The organism is Stenotrophomonas koreensis (assembly GCF_001431525.1).
Lineage (GTDB): Bacteria > Pseudomonadota > Gammaproteobacteria > Xanthomonadales > Xanthomonadaceae > Stenotrophomonas > Stenotrophomonas koreensis.
The window spans coordinates 69,832-90,988 of sequence record NZ_LDJH01000002.1; the positions used below are offsets into that span (position 1 = coordinate 69,832).

The following is a 21,157-nucleotide window of genomic DNA, read 5'->3' on the forward strand; positions in this document are numbered from 1 at the left end:
GCGTCTTGCGGGGGAGTTGCAGCGATGAGTATTGCCAATGTCAACCTGGTCGGCATCACCGGGATTGCGCGTCGCCTGGTCCAGGATGGCGCGCTGGATGAGGCCACGGCGCGCAGCGCACAGGCCCAGGCCGCCGATGCCAAGGTCGCCATCAACAAGTGGCTGACCGACAAAAAGCTGGTCACTGGCGCACAGATGGCGGCGGCCAATGCGCTGGAATTCGGCATGCCGTTGCTGGATGTGTCGGTGTTTGATGCCAGCCAGAACGCGGTCAAGCTGGTGAGCGAGGAGCTGCTGCGCAAGCACCAGGTGCTGCCGCTGTACAAGCGCGGCAACCGGCTGTTTGTCGGCACCGCCAACCCGACCCAGAACCTGGATGAGATCAAGTTCCATACCAACCTGGTGGTGGACCCGATCCTGGTTGACGAAGACCAGCTCAAGCGCACGCTGGAGCTGTGGCTGGCCGCCAATGACACCATGGGCAACAGCCTGGGTGACGACGACGGCATGGACAGCCTGGATATCGACACCAGCAGCGATGACGACGCCGCTGGCGGCGATACCGGCATCGATGCCAAGGGCGATGACACCCCGGTAGTGAAATTCGTCAACAAGGTGCTGGTCGATGCCATCCGCAAGGGCGCCTCGGACATCCACTTTGAGCCCTATGAAGAAGATTATCGCGTGCGCCTGCGCATCGACGGCCTGCTCAAGACGGTGGCCAAGGCCCCGGTCAAGCTCAACCAGCGCATTGCCGCGCGCCTGAAGGTGATGTCGCAGCTGGATATCGCCGAAAAGCGCGTGCCGCAGGACGGCCGCATCAAGCTGAACCTGTCCAAGACCAAGCAGATCGACTTCCGTGTCAGCACGCTGCCGACCCTGTTCGGCGAGAAGATCGTGCTGCGTATCCTGGATGGCAGCGCGGCCAAGCTGGGTATCGACAAGCTCGGCTACGAGCCGGAGCAGCAGAAGCTGTTCCTGGAGGCGATCCACAAGCCCTATGGCATGGTGCTGGTGACCGGCCCGACCGGCTCGGGCAAGACCGTGTCGTTGTATACCGCGCTGGGCATCCTCAACGATGACACCCGCAACATTTCCACCGCCGAAGACCCGGTGGAAATCCGTCTGCCGGGCGTGAACCAGGTGCAGCAGAACAACAAGCGCGGCATGACCTTCGCCGCGGCGCTGCGTTCGTTCCTGCGCCAGGACCCGGACATCATCATGGTCGGCGAAATCCGCGACCTGGAGACGGCGGAAATCGCCATCAAGGCCGCGCAGACCGGCCATATGGTGCTCTCCACCCTGCACACCAACGATGCGCCGCAGACCATCGCGCGCCTGATGAACATGGGCATTGCCCCGTACAACATCACCTCCTCGGTGACACTCGTCATTGCCCAGCGCCTGGGCCGGCGGCTGTGCAACAACTGCAAGCGACCGGTGGAGCTGCCGGTCAATGCGCTGCTGGCCGAAGGCTTCACCCAGGTCCAGATCGATGCCGGGATCACCCTGTACGAGGCCGTTGGCTGCGATGAGTGCACCGAGGGCTACAAGGGCCGCGTGGGTATCTACCAGGTGATGCCGATGACCGATGAAATCGCCGCCATCGTGCTGGACGGCGGCAATGCCATGGATATTGCCGAGGCAGCACAGAAAATAGGTGTCAGTGACCTGCGCCAGTCCGCCCTGCGCAAGGCTGCCAGTGGTATTACCACGCTGGCCGAAGTCAACCGAGTGACCACCGACTGACAGGGGAGGCAAGGCAACCGCCTCGCGCGCAAGCGCGCTCCCACAGGAAGCAAGCTCGTGTGCAAGCGCGCTTCCAGAAAAATCAACAAAAACGCCCGCATTGCGGGCGTTTTTGGTGTGGGCTACCGTATCGCTGTAGAAGCGAGCCATGCACGCGGTATCGCGGCCAAGACCGTTTCCACAAGGCAAACCAGTGGCTTGCCCGCTTATTTGGGAGCGCGCTTGCGCGTGATATCCCGCCCCATTGCGACGGATCTGTCAGTGCTTCAGATCCAGGGCCTGCTCAAGCGGTGCGGCGAGGGTTTCGACGTATGCCGCGTTCAGGTGCTGGTTGTCGCGCCAGGCGGGTATACCGTCGACCAGAGCAGGGCAGATGCCGTCGGGGCAGACAATTGGCGCGGTGTCGATGATGCGCACGTGTGGGAGCTGCGCGCTGGCGCGGCGCAGGGCGGTAAGCAGGTCAGTCCGTTGTACCTCGGCCAAGTCAACCGTGCAGCCGGTGGTGGTCAGTTGGTTGCCACTTGTCGACGCACTTCTCAGCAGGCAAGCCCGAGGATCAACGGGCAGCACGGGTGAAGGGGCCAGGTAGCGGATCTGTAACTGTGCAGGCAGTTTTTGTTCCAGCAGGCGCCGGGCGCCGTTTTCCCATTCCTCTGCACCAAAAGGGTAGCCTGAGGTGCTGCCGAGCAGGAGGACGTCTGGTGGTGACTTGGCAATCACCTCCAGCACTTTCTCGCGCCAGGTTTCGCATTCGGTATAGCGGCGGTTGATGCGCGGGTAGTGGAACTCCACATCCAGCATCGGGCAGGCAGACTTGGTGTAGACGCTGAATTGCCAGCCATGGGCAAGGGCGATGGCTTCCAGTGCTGGCGTCCACTGGGCACCGATGCTGTCGCCGACCAGCAGCAGCCGGGGAGCGTTCTTTCCCGCAGTGGTGACCACACATTCAACCACAGCATCGCTGTTGTACCAGTCGTCACAGTTCGGGGTCCGGTAAATCCGGGGCATGCTGATGTTGCTGTAGAGCTGTGTGCTGACCTGCTCTTGCTCAGCCATGGAATTGATTGGCGGTAGGTTCACGGTTACGGCGATGACTGAACCTGTGACCAAGGCCGATGCCGTCAGCCAGCGTAGCGGGCGCCGCGTTTCCAGACGTCGGGTGGGTCCTTCGATCAGCCGCCAGGAGAGCCACGCCAGGAGAATAGCCAGCAGGACGGCAGCCAAGGTCATGGTCGTGCTTCCAGGTGCCAGCGCCTTGGCCATGAGAAGCAGCGGCCAGTGCCACAGATAAAGGCTGTAGGAAATGGCGCCCAGGCTGCGGCTCAGCGGATTGCTGATGAACCGGGCCAGGCCGTGTTCGCCACCAGCATTGATCAGTAGCATCGCGGCCAGTGTTGGCAGCAGGGCCAGTGGACCGGGATATGGCAGGCCTTCTGATGACAGCAGTACACAAGCCAGGACCAGCAGGCCTGTGCCCAGCGCTGCCTGTGTGGTGTTGTGGCGGTTCAGTACGCTGGACTGTGCGAACCATGGGGTTGCGGCCAGCAGGCCACCGGCAGCCAGCTGCCAGAGCCTGAAAGGCATCTGGTAGTAGGCGTGCACCGGCCAAAGCACGAAGGCGAGCATGCCGGCGAGCAGGCTGGCGACCAGGATCACGGTAATCGCTGGGGAAGCAGAGCGTGCAAGACGGTGGATGACCAGCAGCAGGAGGGGCCAGACAAGGTAGAACTGTTCTTCAACGCCCAGCGACCACAGGTGCAGGAACAGGTTGTCACTTGCCTGTGGCCCGAAGTAATCCATGTCCATGAGGGAGAAATGGATGTTGGCCATCCACAGCATCGAGGCGATGGCCGCCTTGCGCTGTGGTTCTTGGTCAATGGGGATGGGCAGCCAGTACAGCAGTGCGGCCACACCCGTAATAAGGAAGACCAAGGCCGGGAGCAGGCGCCTGACCCGGCGTGCATAGAAGGCCAGGAAATCGATCTTGCCTGTGGAGTTCAACTCTTTGAGCAGCAGCTGGGTAATCAGGTAGCCGGAGATGACGAAGAAGACATCGACACCGATGAAGCCTCCCGCAAGGCCGCTGACACCGGCATGTGCCGCGACAACCAGAAGAACCGCCCAGCCGCGCAGAGCTTCGATTTCATGACGGTGATGAAGCATGGAAATCCCTTTCATTGTCCAGCATCAGTGCTATTGGGCAGTATTGCGTCCAAGGTTGCTGCCAAGGCAGTCCTTGTGGCAACGCACTTGTGCGCGAAGCAGACAGGTCGGCAAGGCGTAAAGCATCGCGACCAAGGTCGCTCCCACAAAAGCCATGTCCATGGCAGGCTGATGAAGGCAGCTGATTCCCATAAGAGCGCCTGGCAATGCGCTCCTGTGGGGGCGCACCCGTGCGCGGTTCATTCCATGCCGAGTTTTTTCAGCTTGTAACGCAGGGCGCGGAAGGTGATGCCGAGTTGGGCGGCGGCGCGGGTCTTGTTCCAGCGGTTTTCGTCCAGGGCTTTCTGGATGGCGGCGCGTTCAAGCTGCTCGATGTACGAGGGCAGGGCGGCCGAGCTGTTGTCCAGGTCCTGTACGGCTTCGACCGCGGGCTGGCCGTTGGTGCGGGCCGGCGAGGCGGCCGGCAGGCGCAGGTCGGTGGCGGTGATGCTGTCGCCTTCTGCCAGGGCCAAGGCACGCTCGAGGATGTTTTCCAGTTCGCGCACATTGCCGGGGAAGGCATAGCCGGCCAGCGCCTCCAGGGCGCTGCTGGCCAGCTGCGGGGCAGGCCGGCCATGGTTGATGGCCAGCCGCTTGAGGATGGTGCTGGCCAGTTGCGGCAGGTCGGCGCGGCGTTCACGCAGTGGCGGTACGCGCAGCTCGATCACATTGATGCGGTAGTACAGGTCGTGGCGGAAACGGCCCTCGGCCACCAGCTGGGCCAGGTCCTTGTGGGTGGCCGAGAGTAGGCGCACGTCCACCGGTACTTCAGTGGCTGCGCCGACCGGGCGCACGGATTTTTCCTGGATCGCCCGCAGCAGCTTGACCTGCATCTGCAACGGCAGCTCGGCCACTTCATCCAGGAACAGGGTGCCACCGCTGGCGGCCTGGAACAGGCCGGGCTTGTCGGCATGGGCGCCGGTGAAGCTGCCCTTGCGGTGGCCGAAGAACTCGCTTTCCATCAGCTCGGCCGGGATGGCGCCGCAGTTGACTGGCACGAACGGGCCTTTGGCGCGCGCGCCCTGCTCGTGGATGGTGCGTGCGACCAGCTCCTTGCCGACACCGGATTCACCGACGATGTAGACCGGGGCCTGGCTGCGGGAAACCTTGGCGATGGTGCTGCGCAGTTCCTGCATCGGCAAGGAATCACCCAGCAGGCGGGGGCCGTTGTCGGCGCTGGCCGGCGCGGTGCCGGGGGTATCGGCAGGGTTGCCCAGCTCCAGCGCGTGGCGGACCAGGCCGCGCAGCACGCCCAGGTCCACCGGTTTGGAAACAAAGTCGAACGCACCGGCCTTGAGTGCTTCCACCGCCAGGTCCATCGAGCCGAAGGCGGTGATCATCGCCACCGGGGTGCTGGGGTGGTTGCGGGCGATTTCATGCACCAGCTCGATGCCATTGCCATCGGGCAGGCGCATGTCGGTGATGCACAGGTCATAGCGGTGCACCGCCAGCTGTTCCCGGGCTTCGGCCAGGTTGGCGGCGGTACTGATACGTAACCCCATGCGGCCCAGGGTGAGAACGAGCAGCTCACGGATATCGCGCTCGTCATCGACAATCAGGGCAGTGCGTGCTTCAGTCATCGCACAAAGATAGCCCAAGCACCGTGCTCACGCCAAACGGCCAAGGCCATCAATGGGGGGCGATGCTTGCCGCACCGGGCAGGCTGACCCGGAAGCAGGCCCCGCCGCCGGGCACCGCGACATATTCCAGCTGCCCCTGGTTGGCACGGCACAGTTCGCGGGCGATATACAGGCCCAGCCCGGTGCCATGCTCGGAGGTGGTGAAAAACGGCCGGAACAGCTGCTCGGCGGTGGCCGGTGGCAGCCCGGGGCCGCGGTCCAGGCAATCAATCACCGCATGGCGCTGATGCAGGCCCACGCGCAGCCTGACCCGGGCCGGTTCGTTGCCACTGCGGCCATGGTTGAGCGCGTTGTGCACCAGCGTGGTGAGCACCTGGTGCAGGTGGCGCGGGTCGGCCAGCGCGGTGACCTGCGGACAGGTCAGCACCGGCTCCAGGGTATTGGCCTCCAGCGCCATGGTGCTGGCGTATTCCTGGACGAAGCGGCGGACAAAGGCATTGAGGTCGATGTTTTCCGGGATGGCGCGTTCGCGCCGGGCCAGCCCGAGCACGCTTTCAATGATGCCGTTGGTGCGCTGGCACTGCTGATGGATGATCTGCAGCAGGCGACGGTCGGCATCACTGATGCTGGGCGATTCCTCCAGCAGCTGGGTGGCATAGTTGATCGCGGCCAGCGGGTTGCGGATCTCATGGGCCAGGCTGGCCGAAAAGCGGCCCATTGCCGACAGCGTCAGTGATTCGGCCCGGCGCGAGATCACCGTGGTGTCATCCAGGAACACCAGCGCCAGCTCGCTGTCGGCGAGCAGGCGGGCAAAGCGCGGCTGGACCTCGATCTGGCCCTTGGCAATGCGGATCGGCCCCAGCTCGTGGTCAAAACCCTGGCGCCAGCGGTGCAGGCGCTTGGCCAGCACCGGCGGCAGCGCCGGCAGCTTGCCGTCATCGGCCGGCGCGGCTTCGCCGAGCAGCACGATCGCCGCCTCGTTGGCCAGGGTGATGGTGTCCTGGGCGTCGACCACCAGCACCCCGGTGCGCAGGCGGCGGATGATCAGCTCGTTGATCTCGTACAGGTTGGCCACTTCGGCGCCGCGCTGTTCGGCCAGTACCCGGCTCTGCCGGCTGCGCGCGCCCTGCTGGTAGCCAAACCAGGCCAGGGCCAGGTAGCAGGTGACGAACAGCCCCAGCTCCACCGCGGTGCTGGTGTCGCGGCCTTCGGCCAGGCGTAGACCGTGCTCGATCAGCAGGCCCATGCTGGCCAGTACGGCCAGCAGCATGGCCGGCTGCAGCCGCAGCAGCAGCGCGGCGACGGTGAGGTTGACCAGCAGCGACATCGCCAGCCCGGTACTGGCACCGGGCAGGGCATGCAGGGTGATGGTGACGGCGGTGATATCGATCAGCCCGCCCCAGAACACGCCGAGCTCGACGCTTTGGCGGCGTTGGCCACGCACCGCCAGCCACAGCGAGGAGAACAGGTAGAACAGGGCCACCGGGCGGGCCAGTTCCGGCTGGTGCGGCTCACCGACGATCTCTCCCCACGGGTTGAAGAGCAGCGCGTTGATCAGCAGGGCGATCAGCAGCCGGTACAGTGAATAGGCCAGGACCTCACGCTGCGGCAGCGAATGCAGGTGGTGTGGCGGCAGTTGGCGGTGGCTCAAGCGCAGGGTTCCCGGAACGGCGCGATCGGTCGGCAGCGGCAGTGTATCGCCGTGCCGCGCCGCTGTGCCGAATTCGGCAATTTCCGGTGTTCCAGGCGCGCAGGTCCGGTCAATTTGTACAGACCTGTTGGCATTGCGCCGGGTGCGGGTGACAATGGGCAACTACCCGGCCTGCGTGCTCCGTCGTGTCCAGGCTTGTGGTCGGTTGATATCCCATTCCCACGGTGACGCATGAATTTCCACGAATACCAGTCAAAACAGCTGCTTGCCGAATATGGCATCCCGGTGCCGGCCGGCAAGGTCGCTGCCACTGCTGAGGAGGCCGTTGCCGCCGCCCAATCGCTCGGCGCAGGCCCCTGGATGGTCAAGGCGCAGATCCATGCGGGCGGCCGCGGCAAGGCCGGCGGCGTCAAGTTCTGCAAGACTGTCGACGATGTGAAGGCTGCAGCAGCCAAGATGCTCGGCACCAAGATGGCTACCTACCAGACTGCCGGCGTCGAACTGCCGGTCAACCTGGTGCTGGTGACCACCGCCGGCGAAATCGTCAAGGAACTGTACCTGTCGGTCCTGGTGGACCGTGGCACCCGCACCATCTCCTTCATCGCCTCCTCCGAAGGCGGCATGGAGATCGAGCAGGTCGCCGCCGAGACCCCGGACAAGATCCACACCCTGAACGTGGATTTCGTTGAAGGCGTGCAGCCGTACCATGGCCGTGACATCGGCTTCAAGATGGGCCTGACCGCCAAGCAGGCCGGCCAGTTCGCCAACATCATGGTCAACCTGTACCGCATCTTCAACGAAAAGGACCTGGCGCTGGTTGAAATCAACCCGCTGGCGATCCTGGACGACGGCAACCTGTACGCGCTGGACGGCAAGTTCAACAGCGACGACAACGCCAGCTACCGCCACAAGGAACTGGTCGCCATGCGCGACAAGTCCCAGGAAGACCCGACCGAAGTGATCGCTTCGGAGCTGGACATCAACTACGTCACCATGGATGGCAACATCGGCTGCATGGTCAACGGCGCCGGCCTGGCCATGGCCACGATGGACGTGATCAAGCTCAACGGCGGCGAGCCGGCCAACTTCCTGGACGTCGGCGGCGGTGCCAACAAGCAGCGCGTGATCGAGGCCTTCAAGCTGATCCTGTCCTCGGACAAGGTCGAAGGCATCTTCGTCAACATCTTCGGCGGCATCGTCCGCTGCGACATGATTGCCGAAGGCATCATTGCTGCGGTCAAGGAAGTGGGTGTCAAGGTTCCGGTCGTCGTCCGTCTGGAAGGCACCAACGTGGAAGAAGGCAAGCAGCTGCTGCGTGACAGCGGCATGGCCATCATCCCGGCCGACAACATCAACGACGGCGCCAAGAAGATCGTTGAAGCCGTCAAGGCTGCTGCCTAATCACTTTCCTGTGTGGGTACGCGCCTGCGCGCGATCCTTTTCATGAGGTTGGTGAAAAGGATCGCGATCCCGGTCGCTCCCACAAGACCCAAGGATTTTTCCATGAGCGTTTTGATCAACAAGAACACCAAGGTGATCGTGCAGGGCTTCACCGGCCAGCAGGGCACCTTCCACGCCACCCAGATGCTGGAATACGGCACCCAGGTGGTCGGCGGCGTGACCCCGGGCAAGGGCGGCACCACCCATCTGGAACTGCCGGTGTTCAACACCGTCGCCGATGCCGTGCGTGAGACCGGCGCCGACGCCTCGGTGATCTACGTACCGCCGGCATTTGCTGCCGACGCGATCCTGGAAGCGGCTGCTGCCGGCATCAAGGTCATCGTCTGCATCACCGAGGGCATCCCGGTGCTGGACATGCTGCGCGTGAAGAACGTGCTGACCCGCACCTACCCGGAGACCGTGCTGATCGGGCCGAACTGCCCCGGCGTGATCACCCCGGGCGAGTGCAAGATCGGCATCATGCCGGGCCACATCCACATGCCGGGCAAGATCGGCATCGTCTCGCGCTCGGGCACGCTGACCTATGAAGCGGTCAAGCAGACCACCGAAGTGGGCCTGGGCCAGTCGACCTGCATCGGCATCGGCGGCGACCCGATCAACGGCCTGAACTTCGTTGACTGCCTGAAGCTGTTCAACGAAGACCCGCAGACCGAAGGCATCATCATGGTCGGCGAAATCGGCGGTGACGCCGAGGAAGCCGGCGCCGAGTACATCGCCAAGTACGTCAAGAAGCCGGTGGTTGGTTTCATCGCCGGCGCCTCGGCCCCGGCCGGCAAGCGCATGGGCCACGCTGGCGCCATCGCTTCGGGCGGCAAGGGCACGGCCGAAGGCAAGTTCGCTGCGATGGAAGCTGCTGGCGTGAAGACCGTCCGCTCGCCGGGCGACCTGGGCGCGGCGATTGCCGAGATGATGAAGAAGTAAACCGCTTGGAGGTTGCGCCGAAGATCACCCGTCTTCTGCGCAACCCCACAGCAAAAGCCGCCCTTTCCGGGCGGCTTTTTTGTGGCCCCCATCGCGTGCCAGCGTAGTCCCACAGGAGCAACAGGCCCGCCTCGATCATGATGCTTTTGTGGGAGCCCACTGCCCTGATCAGGCAAGCCCTGACGTTGCTTTTGTGGGAGCGACCTTGGTCGCGATGCCTATGCAGGAGCCTACTTGATCGTGATTCGCGCGCAAGCGCGCTCCCACAAAAACAACGGCATCGCGGCCGGGGCCCCTCCTGCAACAGCAAGAGCATCGAGGCCTGTGGTTCTTCTGCACCGGCAGCCAGGGGCCTGCAGGCTGTACTCCTGTAGGAGTGGCGCTCGCCGCGACCAAGGTTTTCAAGATATCCAGCATGGCGCGCAAGCGCGTTGCCACAGGAGCGCAAAGCCTTGTGGTTTTTGTGTGAGCGACCTTGGTCGCGATTGGTGGGCAGCCGATGGTGCATGCGATGGCGTGGGCAGTCGTATGATGGGCGCCTGTCTTGAGTGTGGATCTTCAGCCATGTCCGATTCCCTGCGTATTGCCCTGGCGCAGTTCGATTTCCCGGTAGGCGATATTGCCAGCAACAGCGCGCGCATCATCGAGATGATTGCCACCGCACGCGAGGAATTCGGTGCCGACCTGGTGCTGTTCCCGGAGCTGGCCCTGTGCGGTTACCCGCCCGAAGACCTGCTGCTGCGGCCGCGCTTCCTGGCCGATTGCGAGGCGGCGATCCAGCGCATTGCCGCCACGGTGGAGGGCATCACCGCGGTGGTTGGCTGGCCGCAAAGCCACGGCAGCGTGGTCTACAACGCCGCCAGTGTGCTGCGCGATGGCAAGCTGGAGCAGACCTACCGCAAGCGCGAACTGCCCAATTACGCGGTATTTGACGAGCGCCGCTATTTCACCGTCGACCCGGACGGTGGCAGCTGCGTGTTCGAGGTCAACGGCATTGCGGTTGGCCTGCTGATCTGTGAGGACCTGTGGCACGCCGAGCCGCTGGCTGACACCATCGCCGCCGGTGCCCAGCTGGTGGTGGCGGCCAATGCCAGCCCGTTCGAGCGTGGCAAGCACGCCCAGCGCGATGCATTGCTGGCCGAGCGCGCCCGCGACAGCGGCGTGGGCATTGTCTACCTCAACTGCATTGGCGGCCAGGACAGCGTGGTGTTTGATGGTGCCTCGCTGGCTGCCGATGGCGACGGTGTGGTGCATCCGGCCGCGGCGGCCTTCACCGAACAATGGCTGGTGGTGGATTACGCGGTGCAGAGCCGGCGTTTCACCGCCTGTCACTGGATGGATGACGGTGATGAAAGCATGGATGCCCTGGCCTGGCGCGCGGTCACCCGGGGGATCAAGGATTACTGCGCCAAGAATGGCTTTTCCAGGGTCTGGCTGGGGCTTTCCGGGGGTATTGATTCGGCCCTGGTGCTGGCGATAGCGGTCGATGCGCTGGGGGCTGAGAACGTTACCGCGGTACGCCTGCCCTCGCGCTATACCGCCGACCTGTCCAATGACCTGGCCGCCCAGCAATGCGCAACGCTCGGGGTCAAGCTGGAAACCATCTCCATCGAGCCGGTGTTTGAAGGCCTGATGAGCGCACTTGGGCCGGTGTTTGCCGGCACCGATGCCGATACCACCGAGGAAAACCTGCAGTCACGCGCGCGTGGTGTGCTGATGATGGCGCTGGCCAACAAGTTTGGCGGCCTGCTGCTGACCACCGGCAACAAGAGCGAATACGCGGTGGGCTACGCGACCATCTACGGCGATATGTGTGGCGGGTATGCCCCGCTGAAGGACCTGTACAAGACCGAGGTCTTCGGCCTGGCCAAATGGCGCAACACGGTCGGCGGGGCGCCGGTAATTCCACCGGCCGTGATAGCGCGTCCGCCGTCGGCCGAGCTGCGCGAGAACCAGCTGGACCAGGACTCGCTGCCGGCCTACGACGTGCTGGACGGGATCTTGTACCGGCATATCGACAATGAGCAGTCGCGCGAGGAGATCATTGCCGCCGGTTATGCCGAAGCGATGGTCGACCGCGTGCTCAACCTGGTGCGGATTTCCGAATGGAAGCGGCAGCAGGCCGCGCCCGGGCCGAAGGTGAGCCGGCGCGCATTCGGGCGCGAGCGGCGCTACCCGATCACCAACGGCTACCGCGGCTGATTGCGCCGCACCGCCTGGTACCGACGCAGCGCGTCGGTGCCGGTGGGTGCGAATGGAGGCAGGCTGCGTGCTGCAGGCCCGGCGGGGTGCCGATGGTAATGGCTAAGCAAAAGGGGCCTTGCGGCCCCTTTGTCTTGACCTGCACCGGCGGTGCGGTCAGTCCCGGTTGATGGTGGCGTTGCTTTCGCCGGTCAACGGCGACTTTTCGCCGGCAAACGGGTTGAGCTTGCGGATCATCCAGGAATAGTTGGGCCAGTCACCGGACAGGTAGGGATGCTGTGCATTGACGGATGCCAGCTGGCTGCGGGCGCTGCTGGCCAGGGCCTGGTTGCCCATGCCTTCGTAGGAGGCGGCGAGCAGGGCGATCGCATCGGCCTGGTAGGCGGTATCCGGGTAGGTTTCCAGCACGAAGTTGGCACGCCCGGCGGCGGAGGTCCAGGCGCCGCGGCGCAGGTAATACAGCCCGCTGTTCAGCTCGCCCAGGGCAAAGGTATTGCGCAGTGCACCCATCCGCTCACGCGCATCGGCGGCGTAGCGGCTGTTCGGGTAGCGGTCGACCACAATGCCGAAATCGGCAAACGCCTGGCGCGGGGCGGACAGGTCGCGGCGGCTGGAATCCAGCGACCACACCCGGCGCAGGAACACCGTGTCACGGTTGGCATTGGCCAGGCCGCGCAGGTAGTACAGGTAGGCGATGTTGCGGTGGGTCGGGTAGGTGCGGATGAAGCGGTCGATGGTGGACACCGCGTCATCGTGCTTGCCGGCCTTGTACTGGGCGTAGGCGGTTTCGATCAGTGCCTGTTCGGTATACGGGCCGTACGGGAACTGCGCCAGCAGGCGGCGGTAACCGTTCTCGGCGCCGGACCAGTTGCCGGCTTCCAGCAGCTTCAGGCTGTCCTGGTACAGGGTCTGTACCGGGGTGCCTTCCGGGGCGTCTTCCTTGGTGCCGCGGGAGCAGCCGGACAGGGCCAGGGCGCCAACCAGCAGCAGGGTGGCCAGACGGGCAGATGAGGACAGCAGGCTGGAGCGTCGGATCATGGTTCAGGCTGGACGCGAGGGAATACGGAGGGTCGATGATAGCCTATGTACCTCCCGGCAGCGGATTTTGCTGCCCAGCTCCTTTTCAAAGCCCTCGCCCATGTCCCAGACCACCGCACATTCCCCGCGCCAGGCCGTCGTGCCCGATACCTCCACCGGCCACCGCCTTGATGTGGTGGCTGCCGAATTGTTCCCGGAATTCTCCCGCTCGCGCCTGAGCGAGTGGATCAAGTCCGGCCACCTGCTGCTCGATGGGGCCCAGGTCCGGCCCCGCGACACCGTCTTTGGTGGCCAGCAGCTGCGCCTGGAGGTCGAGCTGGAAACCCAGACCGTGGCCGAGCCGGAAGACATCCCGCTGGACGTGCTCTACGAGGATGAGCACCTGCTGGTGATCAACAAGCCGGCCGGGCTGGTGGTGCATCCGGGCGCGGGCAACCACAGCGGCACCCTGGTCAATGCGCTGATGTTCCGTTACCCGGAAGCGGCGCAGCTGGTGCGTGCCGGCATTGTCCACCGGCTGGACAAGGACACTTCCGGGGTGATGGTGGTGGCACGCACGGTGCAGGCGCAGACCGCCCTGGTCGAGCAGCTGTCCGCGCGTGATGTGCACCGCCAGTACCTGGCGGTGGTCTCCGGTGCGCTGGTGGCCGGCGGTACCGCCGATTTCCCGATTGACCGCCACCCGCGCGACCGCCTGAAGATGGGCGTGCGCGAGGATGGCAAGGAAGCCATCACCCATTACCGCCTGCGTGAGCGTTTCCGTGCCCACACCCTGCTGGAGTGCCGGCTGGAAACCGGGCGTACCCACCAGATCCGCGTGCACATGGCGCACCTGAAGCAGCCGATCATCGGTGACCCGCTGTATGGCGGTGCACTGAAGCTGCCGCGCGGGGCGACCGATGAGCTGACTGCCGCGCTGCGTGGTTTCCGCCGCCAGGCGCTGCATGCCGAGGTGCTGGAATTCACCCATCCGGTCACTGGCGAGCCGGTGCGCTGCACCGCGCCGGTACCGGCCGACATGCAGGCCCTGATCAACGCCCTGCGCGTGGATACGCAAAAAGCCAACGAGCGTGAGCGCTACTGACGCCATGGCCGAGCCTGCCCGGGACAACGCCCCGTGGCTGCAGGCCGGCTGGCCGGCGCCGCGCGGTGTGCATGCATTGACCACGCTGCGGCATGGTGCCGGCAGCTCGTTGCCGCCGTTTGACCATTTCAACCTCGGCAACCGCAGCGCTGCCGAGGGCGATGACCCGGCGGTGGTGGAAGCCAACCGGCTGCAGCTGGCGCAGCTGGCCGGGCTGCCTTCCTGGCCGCACTGGCTGCGCCAGGTGCATGGCACCGGGGTGTTCCATGCCCGGGCGCCGGCCCAGCCGCTGGCCGCCGCCGAGGAGCCGGTGGCCGATGCCGCGGTGACTGCCGTTCCCGGCGTGGTGCTGGCCATCCTCACGGCCGACTGCCTGCCGGTGCTGCTGGCTGCGCGCGATGGCAGCGAGGTGGCCGCTGCCCATGCCGGCTGGCGGGGCCTGGCCGATGGCATGCTCCAGGCCACGGTGGCCGCGATGCAGACCCGTCCCGACCAGCTGCTGGCCTGGCTGGGCCCGGCAGCAGGGCCGCAGCACTATGAAATCGGCAGCGATGTGCGCGATGCGTTCCTGGCTGGCGATGCGCGCGCGGCCACGGCCTTCGTGCCAACCCGGCCTGGCCACTGGACGGTGGATCTGTACGCGCTGGCGCGCCAGCGGCTGGTCGCCGCCGGTCTGTCCGCGGCAGCGATCCATGGCGGCGACCAGTGCACGATCAGCCAGCCGGCGCAGTTCTTCTCCCACCGCCGTGACCGCCGCAGCGGCCGCATGGCCAGCCTGATCTGGATGGCTGACTGAGATGACCGGCGGCGGGGGCGGGCAGCGGCTGCTGTTACGGCCGTGGCATCGGTGGTCGTGCGGGTGGCGCTGGCCGCTGCTGTGCACCGCCCTGGTGTGCCTGCTGCTGGTGCCGGGCCTGGCGTGGTCCTCGGCCGATTCGCTGCGTCCTTACCGCGCACTCAGCGGCATTTCGGTGCTGGCCGACGGCGGCGAGCATGCGATGCGCTCCACCACCAGCGTGGCCATCGACAGCCGTGGCAGGGTCTGGATCGGTGGCTACCGGCGCCTGCTGCGCCTGGATGGGATGCAGGTGCACAGCTATCCCGGACAGCGCACTCCCCAGCTGCCGGAAGGCTATATCCGCTCCCTGCTGCCGCTGGGCAATGGCGACATGCTGATCGGTGCCAACCGCGAGGGGGTGCTGCACTGGGAGCTGGCCAGTGGCCAGCTGGTGCCGCTGACGGTGCAGGGCGGGCAACGCCTGACCCGGATCAATGACCTGGTCGCCGGACGCGCGGGCGGGGCCTGGATTGCCGCCGAGCAGGGGCTGTTCTACTGGCCCGGCGGCGCCAGCCGCACCCTGCAGCCGGTCAACGCGCTGGCCGGGCTGCCCAGCCTGTCGCCACGGGTGTTTTCCGTACTTGATGCCAGTGACGGCAGCCTGTGGGTGGCGGCCCACAACGGCCTGTATCGACGTCGGCCCGGTGGCAAGGCCTTGCTGCCTGTACGCAGTGGGCAACCGGTGCTGGATCGACGCCTGGCCGAGGAAAGTGTCTGGGTGCTGGCCGAGGACGGCCGCGGCCGGGTCTGGGCCGGGCTGGTGCGTTCGGGTGTGGTGGTGATCGATGGCGACCAGGCGTTTGCCCCGGCCGGGCTCGATGGCACGCAGGGTCTGCACCAGGGACGCACGATCCGCAGCCTGCTCTGGGACCGGCAGCGGATGTGGCTGGGCACCGATGGCCGCGGCCTGTTGGCCTGTGAGCGGGACTGCCGCCAGGCTGCCGTGGTCACCGTCAACCTGGCCGCCTACGAGGGCCAGCGCAATTTCCATGTGCGCGAGCTGGCGCGGGCGGCCGATGGCCGGATCTGGGCGGCCAGTGACCGCGGTGTCTTCCACTTTGATCCCGATGCCCGCGGCATCTACGAGCTGGATGTCACCCCGCCGGGCATGGACCCGCACCAGCGCTTCAACGCTGTCCGCTCGCTGCTGCATGACGGCCAGCAACGGCTGTGGCTGGGCCGCGAGGCCGGCGAGCTGATGCGCTGGGACCTGGCCAGTGGCCAGCGTTCAATCGTGTATCTGCCGCCGCCGTTGGATGCCAGTGCGGTCAACGCGCTGGGCACCGATGGCAGCGGCAAGCTGTGGGTGGCCGGCAGTGGCGTGGCCTGGGTCGACCCGGACAGCCTGCAGGTGCGCCCAGCCGGCGAGCTGGGGCAGCAGGCCCGCTCGCAGGTCAACCACATGGCCGTCGGCGATGAGCGGGCCTGGCTGGGCTATCACGACGGGTTGGTCGAGGTCGACGCGCAGGGCCGGATCCTGCGGCAGATGCTTTCCACCGCGGATACCGGCCTGCGCACCACCCATATCGTGGCCCTGGCCGAACAGGGGCGTTGGCTGTGGGCCGGCACCCCCGAAGGCCTGCACCGGATCGATCTGCAGCAATGGCGCGCCGAGCCGCTGGCGCTGCTGGCCAACCCCAGCGCCGAGCAGCGCGAACGGGTGGACCAGATCACCGGACTGGCGGTGGACGGCCAGCGGCTGTGGGTCGGCACCGCGGTGGGGGTGTTCCAGGTCGATGTGGCTACCGGGGCGGTGCAGGCAGTGGCGTCCACCCAGGGCCTGCGGGTGCATTCGCTGCAGGTCGGCGCCGACCGCCGGCTCTGGTTCAGTGCCAGCCCGGCCACCATCGGTGTCATCGACAGCGCCGGCCAGGTACAGCTGTACCGCGCGCGCGACGGCGTCAACGATGGCCGCGGCTTCCACCGCGGTGCGGTCCAGCGCCTGCCGGGTGGCCAGCTGCTGTTCGGTACCGGTATCGGCGTACTGGCGGTGGACCCGGCCCGGCTGCCGGCCAGCCCGTTGCCGGTGCCGGACCTGACCCCGGTGATCACCGGGCTGCAGATCGACGCGCAGCGCTGGCCCGAAGGCCGCCTGCCGCAGCGCGGCCAGGGCCTGAGCCTGCAGCCGGAGCAGCAGCGGCTGCTGGTGGCGTTTTCGGCGCTGCCGGCGATGGAGCCGGAACGTCGCCAGCATGCCTTCATGCTCGAAGGGCATGACCCGGACTGGATCACGCTGGAGCCCGGCGTCGCGCCGATGGCCCTGTACGGCAAGTTGCCGCCGGGCCGCTACACGCTGGCGCTGCGCGTGGGCAGTGATGAAACGCCGGGCCGGCACTGGACCAGCCGTTATCCGCTGGAGGTATTGCCGGCGTGGTACCAGCGCCGCTGGGTGCATGTGGCGGTGATCGCCGGCCTGATCCTGGCAGTGGCATTGCTGTTGCGTGCGCGCGACCGGATTGCGCTGCGGCGGCAACGCCAGCTCGAACAGCTGGTCACCCGGCGCACCAACGAACTGCAGCAGGCCAATACCCAGCTGGCCGCGCTGGCCGGCGAGGATGCGCTGACCGGCCTGTACAACCGCCGCCGGCTGTTCCAGCACCTCAACGAGCTGATTGCCCAGGGCCAGCAGCACTGGCGTCCGCACAGCCTGGTACTGCTGGACCTGGATCATTTCAAGCAGATCAACGACAGCTACGGCCATGTCGTCGGTGATGCGGTGCTGCGCCAGGTGGCGGCACGGCTGCAGCAGGCACTGCGCGCGCAGGACATGGCCGCCCGTTACGGCGGCGAGGAATTGTTGCTGCTGCTGCCCGATACCACGCAGGCGGCCGCGCTGGAGCTGGCCGAGCGCCTGCGCCAGGCCATCGCCACGATGCGCGTGCGCTGTGATCCGGTGCAGCTGTCGGTGACCGCCAGTTTCGGTGTTGCCCAGCTGCAGCCGGGGCAGAGTGCCGAGCAATGGATCGAGCGCGCGGATCTGGCCTTGTACCGTGCCAAGCGCCAGGGCCGTAACCAGGTGTGTGCCGACACTGCGATGGGGTGAGGGCCGGGCCATGCGCCTGCCGCTGGCTACGGGCTGATCCCGGCCGGCGGCAAAGGGTAGAATCCGGCGTTGTTTTGATGGTGATCGCCAATGCTGGCCGCTGGAAAGGAAAGGGCGTTTGAGTGACCTTGCGCTAGGCCCGCGCCGTGCCGCCAACCGGCGTTGGTGTGTGCTGCTGTTGGCGGTGTGGCTGCTGTGCCTTGATGCGCTGGCCGCGCCGCCGTCTTCGCGCTGGCAGGCGTTTGCCGCGTTGCGTGCACACAGTGTGCTTGACGGTGAAAACGGCCCGGCGCTGCGCCAGGCCACCACGGTGGCGCAGGACCGGCGCGGACGCATCTGGATCGGCGAAAACACCGGTGCCTGGCGGCTGGACGGGGACCTGGTCAAACGCTATCCCGGTGCCGATGTGCCCGAGATGGCCGCCGGCTTTACCCGGGCCTTCTTTCCGCTGGCCAATGGCGATGTGCTGCTGGGTGGTGATCGTGAGGGCGTGCTGCGCTGGCATCGTGAGACGGACCGGTTCAGCGTGTTGGCGCTGGCCGGTGGGCAGCGGCTGAGCCGGATCAACGCCATCGAACCGCGTGCCGGCGGTGGCGCCTGGATCGGCGCCGAACAGGGCCTGTTCTCCTGGGATGGCAGCAGTGATGTGCTGCGACCGGTGGATCTGGGGGGCGGGGTGACGGTGGACAGCACCCGTATCTTCGATGTCCAGCAGATGGCCGATGGCACGCTGTGGATTGCCGCCGCGCCGGGGCTGTACCGGCGTGATCCCGGCCAGCAGCACTTTGTGCCGGTGCAGCTGGCCGATGCCCGCCTGCAGCAACGCCTGCGCACGCAGCTGATCTGGGAACTGGCCGCCGATGCCCGGGGCCGGCTGTGGGTGGGGCTGATGCAGCAGGGCGTGGTGGTCATCGAGCCCGATGGCAGCGCCCATGCGCCGGTGGGACTGGATGGCAGCGATGGCCTGCATGCCGGCACCACCATCCGCAGTTTCCTGGCGGTGGACGGGCAGATGTGGCTGGGCACCGATGGCCAGGGGGTGCTGGCGGTGGCGCAGGGCCAGGCCCGGCGGCTGCCGGTCACCCTCAGTGCCTTCCTGGGTGGGCGCAACTTCCATGTATTTGAATTGATCCTTGCCCGGGATGGCCGGGTCTGGGCGGCCAGTGACCGCGGTGTATTCCATCTGGACCCGGCTCCGCAGGGCATCGTTGAACTGGATGCCAGCCGGCCAGGTGAGCCGGCCTACGAACAGCCCAACATGGTGCGCGCGCTGCATGTCGATGGCCGTGGCCGGCTGTGGCTGGGCATGTTTGCCGGGGTGATCCAGGTGCTGGACCCGGCCACCGGCCAGCGGCAGATGCTGCGCCTGCCGCCACCGCTGGATGCCAGTGATGTGGTTGCCATCGTCAGTGGCGGTGATGGCCAGGTCTGGGTGGCCAGCAACGGCGTGGCGGTGATTGACCCGGATACCCTGGCCCTGCGCGGTGGTGGCGCGCTGCCGACGGTGCCGGTGCAGCGCTACATGGCGATGGCTGGTGCGGGCCAGCGGATCTGGCTGGGCGGCCGCGAGGGCGTGCTGGAACTGGATCTGCACGGGCAGGTGCTGCGCACGATGGCCGATGTCCGCTCCGGCCTGCGCAGCAACCGGGTACTCAACCTGGCCTGGCAGCCGGGCCAGCTCTGGGTGGGCACGGCCGAAGGCCTGCACCGGCTGGACCTGGCAAGCTGGCAGGCGCAGCACGTGGCCGTGGGCAGTGCCCAGGGCGACCTGCCTGGCAACCGCTTCATCGCCAGCCTGGCTACCGACGCGCAGCAGGTGCTGGTCGGCACGCTGGAAGGGATGTCCGCAGCCCCGGTCGGCAGCACGCGCCTGCCGCTGCTGCTGCCCACCCAGGGCAAGGATGTGCGCGCGGTGATCGGCGATGGCCACGGTGGCGCGTGGCTGGCGGTGCGTGATCAAGGGATCGCGCACCGTGACCGGAGCGGGCAGGTGCGCTGGTTCGGTGCCCATGCCGGGCTGCATCCGCAGACCCAGGTGCATGGCAACGGCGTTGCCCGCACCGCCGACGGTACGGTGTTCATCGCCGCCAACAGCGGCGTGCTGATGCTGCCACCGGCGTTGCTGCAGCGCCGGCAACCGCCACCGCCGGATCTGCAGCCGCAGGTGGTTGCACTGCATCTGGATGGTGAGCCGGTGGCGCCGTCACAGTTGCCGGCCGATGGCGGGTTGCTGCGTCTGCCGCGCACGGTGGAACGGGTAGCGCTGGCGTTTTCGGCACTGGATTACCTGGCACCGACGCAGCGCCGTTACAGCTACCGGCTGGAAGGGCTGGACAGCCGCTGGATCGACCTGGCCGGCGACAGCCAGGTGCCGCTGGTGCTGTACAGCCGTCTGCCGGTGGGCAAGTACACCCTGGTGCTGCGTACCACCAGCGTGGAATACCCCGGCCTGCAGTGGCTGGCCAAGATCGCGCTGGAAGTGCCACCGGCGTGGTACCAGCAGCGCTGGGTATGGGCGCTGACGGCGCTGTTGCTGATCGGCATGGTCGCTGCCGGGGTGCACTGGCGGTTGCGGGTGGCGCACCGGCGGCAACGCTGGCTGCAGCGCCGGGTGCAGGAGAGTACGGCCGAACTGCGCGCTGCCAATGCGCGGCTGGCACAGCTGGTGGGCGAGGATGCGTTGACCGGACTGAGCAACCGCCGGCGCGGGTTCGAACGCCTGGCCGAACTGCACAACTGGCGCCAGCGCATGCCCGGGCGCGATTGCGTGGTGTTGATGGACCTGGACCACTTCAAACAGACCAACGACCGCTACGGCCACCTCGGCGGTGACGCGGTGCTGCGTGCGGTGGGCGAGCTGCTGCGCAGCCAGCTGCGCGCGATCGATATTGCCGCCCGTTACGGTGGCGAAGAGCTGCTGCTGGTGCTGGTCGATGCCGACCAGGCCGAAGGCGTGGCCACGGTCGAGCGGCTGTCCGCGGCACTGCGCGGCCTGGTGGTGGTCTATGCCGGGCAGCAGATTCCGGTCAGCGCCAGTTTTGGCCTGGCCCTGTCTGATCCGGCCCAGCCGATCGAGCAATGGATCGAGCGCGCCGACGCCGCCCTGTATCGCGCCAAGCGTGGTGGCCGTGGGCGCGTTTGCGTGGATCAGGAATAAACCCGCAGGGCAGGCGCAGGGTATGAGCGAGTGGTAAGGGCGCGGGGTAGGGCGACAGGCTGGGAGGCCTGCGCTGCGGGCTTGCCACGATTTTCCGGTTGCCCGCTTTTCCCGCTCCCCGGTCAGCCGACCGCCTGGGCTCCCCGGGTTTGTCCGGCTGCACGCCGCGCAACTCTCCCATCCCCGCCTGCCTCGCTCTTCCTTCTCTCTCTCCTCACTCCTCTTCCCTCA

General features: G+C 66.5%; 12 protein-coding genes. 8 read left to right on the forward strand and 4 right to left on the reverse strand.

What is annotated here, in order from left to right; genetic code table 11:
- Window positions 1-24 precede the first annotated feature (24 nt).
- Complete coding sequence (gene pilB / locus ABB25_RS00615) at window positions 25-1,749, forward strand: type IV-A pilus assembly ATPase PilB (RefSeq protein ID WP_057662198.1); 1,725 nt, start codon at window positions 25-27, stop codon at window positions 1,747-1,749.
- A gap of 258 nt (window positions 1,750-2,007) precedes the next feature.
- Here pilB and ABB25_RS00620 read toward each other — a convergent pair whose 3' ends face one another.
- The 3 genes from ABB25_RS00620 to ABB25_RS00630 all read right to left on the reverse strand — a co-directional run bounded on the left by ABB25_RS00620 (window position 2,008) and on the right by ABB25_RS00630 (window position 7,182).
- A complete protein-coding gene (locus ABB25_RS00620) occupies window positions 2,008-3,927 on the reverse strand; it encodes an acyltransferase family protein (RefSeq protein ID WP_083488028.1) in 1,920 nt (639 codons plus the stop codon).
- Between the two features lie 224 nt (window positions 3,928-4,151).
- The gene (locus ABB25_RS00625) at window positions 4,152-5,531 is read right to left on the reverse strand and encodes a sigma-54-dependent transcriptional regulator (RefSeq protein WP_057662203.1); all 1,380 of its coding nucleotides are present in this window, start codon (window positions 5,529-5,531) and stop codon (window positions 4,152-4,154) included.
- Between the two features lie 49 nt (window positions 5,532-5,580).
- A complete protein-coding gene (locus ABB25_RS00630; protein WP_057662206.1) occupies window positions 5,581-7,182 on the reverse strand; it encodes a sensor histidine kinase in 1,602 nt (533 codons plus the stop codon).
- A gap of 231 nt (window positions 7,183-7,413) precedes the next feature.
- Here ABB25_RS00630 and sucC point away from each other — a divergent pair, with 231 nt between their 5' ends.
- The 3 genes from sucC to ABB25_RS00645 all read left to right on the forward strand — a co-directional run bounded on the left by sucC (window position 7,414) and on the right by ABB25_RS00645 (window position 11,766).
- On the forward strand, window positions 7,414-8,583 hold the full coding sequence (gene sucC, locus ABB25_RS00635; RefSeq protein WP_057662208.1) for an ADP-forming succinate--CoA ligase subunit beta: 1,170 nt from the start codon (window positions 7,414-7,416) through the stop codon (window positions 8,581-8,583).
- A 102-nt stretch (window positions 8,584-8,685) separates the two neighbouring features.
- Window positions 8,686-9,564, forward strand: a complete 879-nt coding sequence (sucD, locus tag ABB25_RS00640) for a succinate--CoA ligase subunit alpha (protein WP_057662212.1) — start codon at window positions 8,686-8,688, stop codon at window positions 9,562-9,564.
- A 564-nt stretch (window positions 9,565-10,128) separates the two neighbouring features.
- Window positions 10,129-11,766 (forward strand): NAD+ synthase, encoded by a 1,638-nt coding sequence (locus ABB25_RS00645; protein ID WP_057662214.1) that lies wholly within the window; start codon window positions 10,129-10,131, stop codon window positions 11,764-11,766.
- A 156-nt stretch (window positions 11,767-11,922) separates the two neighbouring features.
- Here ABB25_RS00645 and ABB25_RS00650 read toward each other — a convergent pair whose 3' ends face one another.
- A complete protein-coding gene (locus ABB25_RS00650) occupies window positions 11,923-12,804 on the reverse strand; it encodes an outer membrane protein assembly factor BamD (RefSeq protein WP_057662217.1) in 882 nt (293 codons plus the stop codon).
- A 100-nt stretch (window positions 12,805-12,904) separates the two neighbouring features.
- On the opposite strand from ABB25_RS00650, the gene rluD reads away from it, so the two are divergent.
- From rluD to ABB25_RS00670, 4 genes are all read left to right on the forward strand, one after another.
- Window positions 12,905-13,888, forward strand: coding sequence for a 23S rRNA pseudouridine(1911/1915/1917) synthase RluD (gene rluD, locus ABB25_RS00655; protein WP_057662221.1), 984 nt, complete (start codon window positions 12,905-12,907; stop codon window positions 13,886-13,888).
- Window positions 13,889-13,892: 4 nt separating this feature from the next.
- A complete protein-coding gene (gene pgeF, locus ABB25_RS00660) occupies window positions 13,893-14,684 on the forward strand; it encodes a peptidoglycan editing factor PgeF (protein WP_057662224.1) in 792 nt (263 codons plus the stop codon).
- A gap of 94 nt (window positions 14,685-14,778) precedes the next feature.
- Window positions 14,779-17,769, forward strand: coding sequence for a diguanylate cyclase (locus ABB25_RS00665; protein ID WP_152980858.1), 2,991 nt, complete (start codon window positions 14,779-14,781; stop codon window positions 17,767-17,769).
- Between the two features lie 118 nt (window positions 17,770-17,887).
- Window positions 17,888-20,926: a ligand-binding sensor domain-containing diguanylate cyclase gene (locus ABB25_RS00670; RefSeq protein ID WP_152980860.1), complete on the forward strand. Its 3,039-nt coding sequence runs from the start codon at window positions 17,888-17,890 to the stop codon at window positions 20,924-20,926.
- The last annotated feature ends 231 nt before the right edge of the window (window positions 20,927-21,157 follow it).

What these genes read in the sequence shown, in the direction of transcription:
- pilB (WP_057662198.1), top strand. Translation starts at nt 25, where the DNA reads ATGAGTATTGCCAATGTCAACCTGGTCGGCATCACCGGGATTGCGCGT.
- ABB25_RS00620 (WP_083488028.1), bottom strand. Translation starts at nt 3,927, where the DNA reads ATGAAAGGGATTTCCATGCTTCATCACCGTCATGAAATCGAAGCTCTG.
- ABB25_RS00625 (WP_057662203.1), bottom strand. Translation starts at nt 5,531, where the DNA reads ATGACTGAAGCACGCACTGCCCTGATTGTCGATGACGAGCGCGATATC.
- sucC (WP_057662208.1), top strand. Translation starts at nt 7,414, where the DNA reads ATGAATTTCCACGAATACCAGTCAAAACAGCTGCTTGCCGAATATGGC.
- sucD (WP_057662212.1), top strand. Translation starts at nt 8,686, where the DNA reads ATGAGCGTTTTGATCAACAAGAACACCAAGGTGATCGTGCAGGGCTTC.
- ABB25_RS00645 (WP_057662214.1), top strand. Translation starts at nt 10,129, where the DNA reads ATGTCCGATTCCCTGCGTATTGCCCTGGCGCAGTTCGATTTCCCGGTA.
- ABB25_RS00650 (WP_057662217.1), bottom strand. Translation starts at nt 12,804, where the DNA reads ATGATCCGACGCTCCAGCCTGCTGTCCTCATCTGCCCGTCTGGCCACC.
- rluD (WP_057662221.1), top strand. Translation starts at nt 12,905, where the DNA reads ATGTCCCAGACCACCGCACATTCCCCGCGCCAGGCCGTCGTGCCCGAT.
- pgeF (WP_057662224.1), top strand. Translation starts at nt 13,893, where the DNA reads ATGGCCGAGCCTGCCCGGGACAACGCCCCGTGGCTGCAGGCCGGCTGG.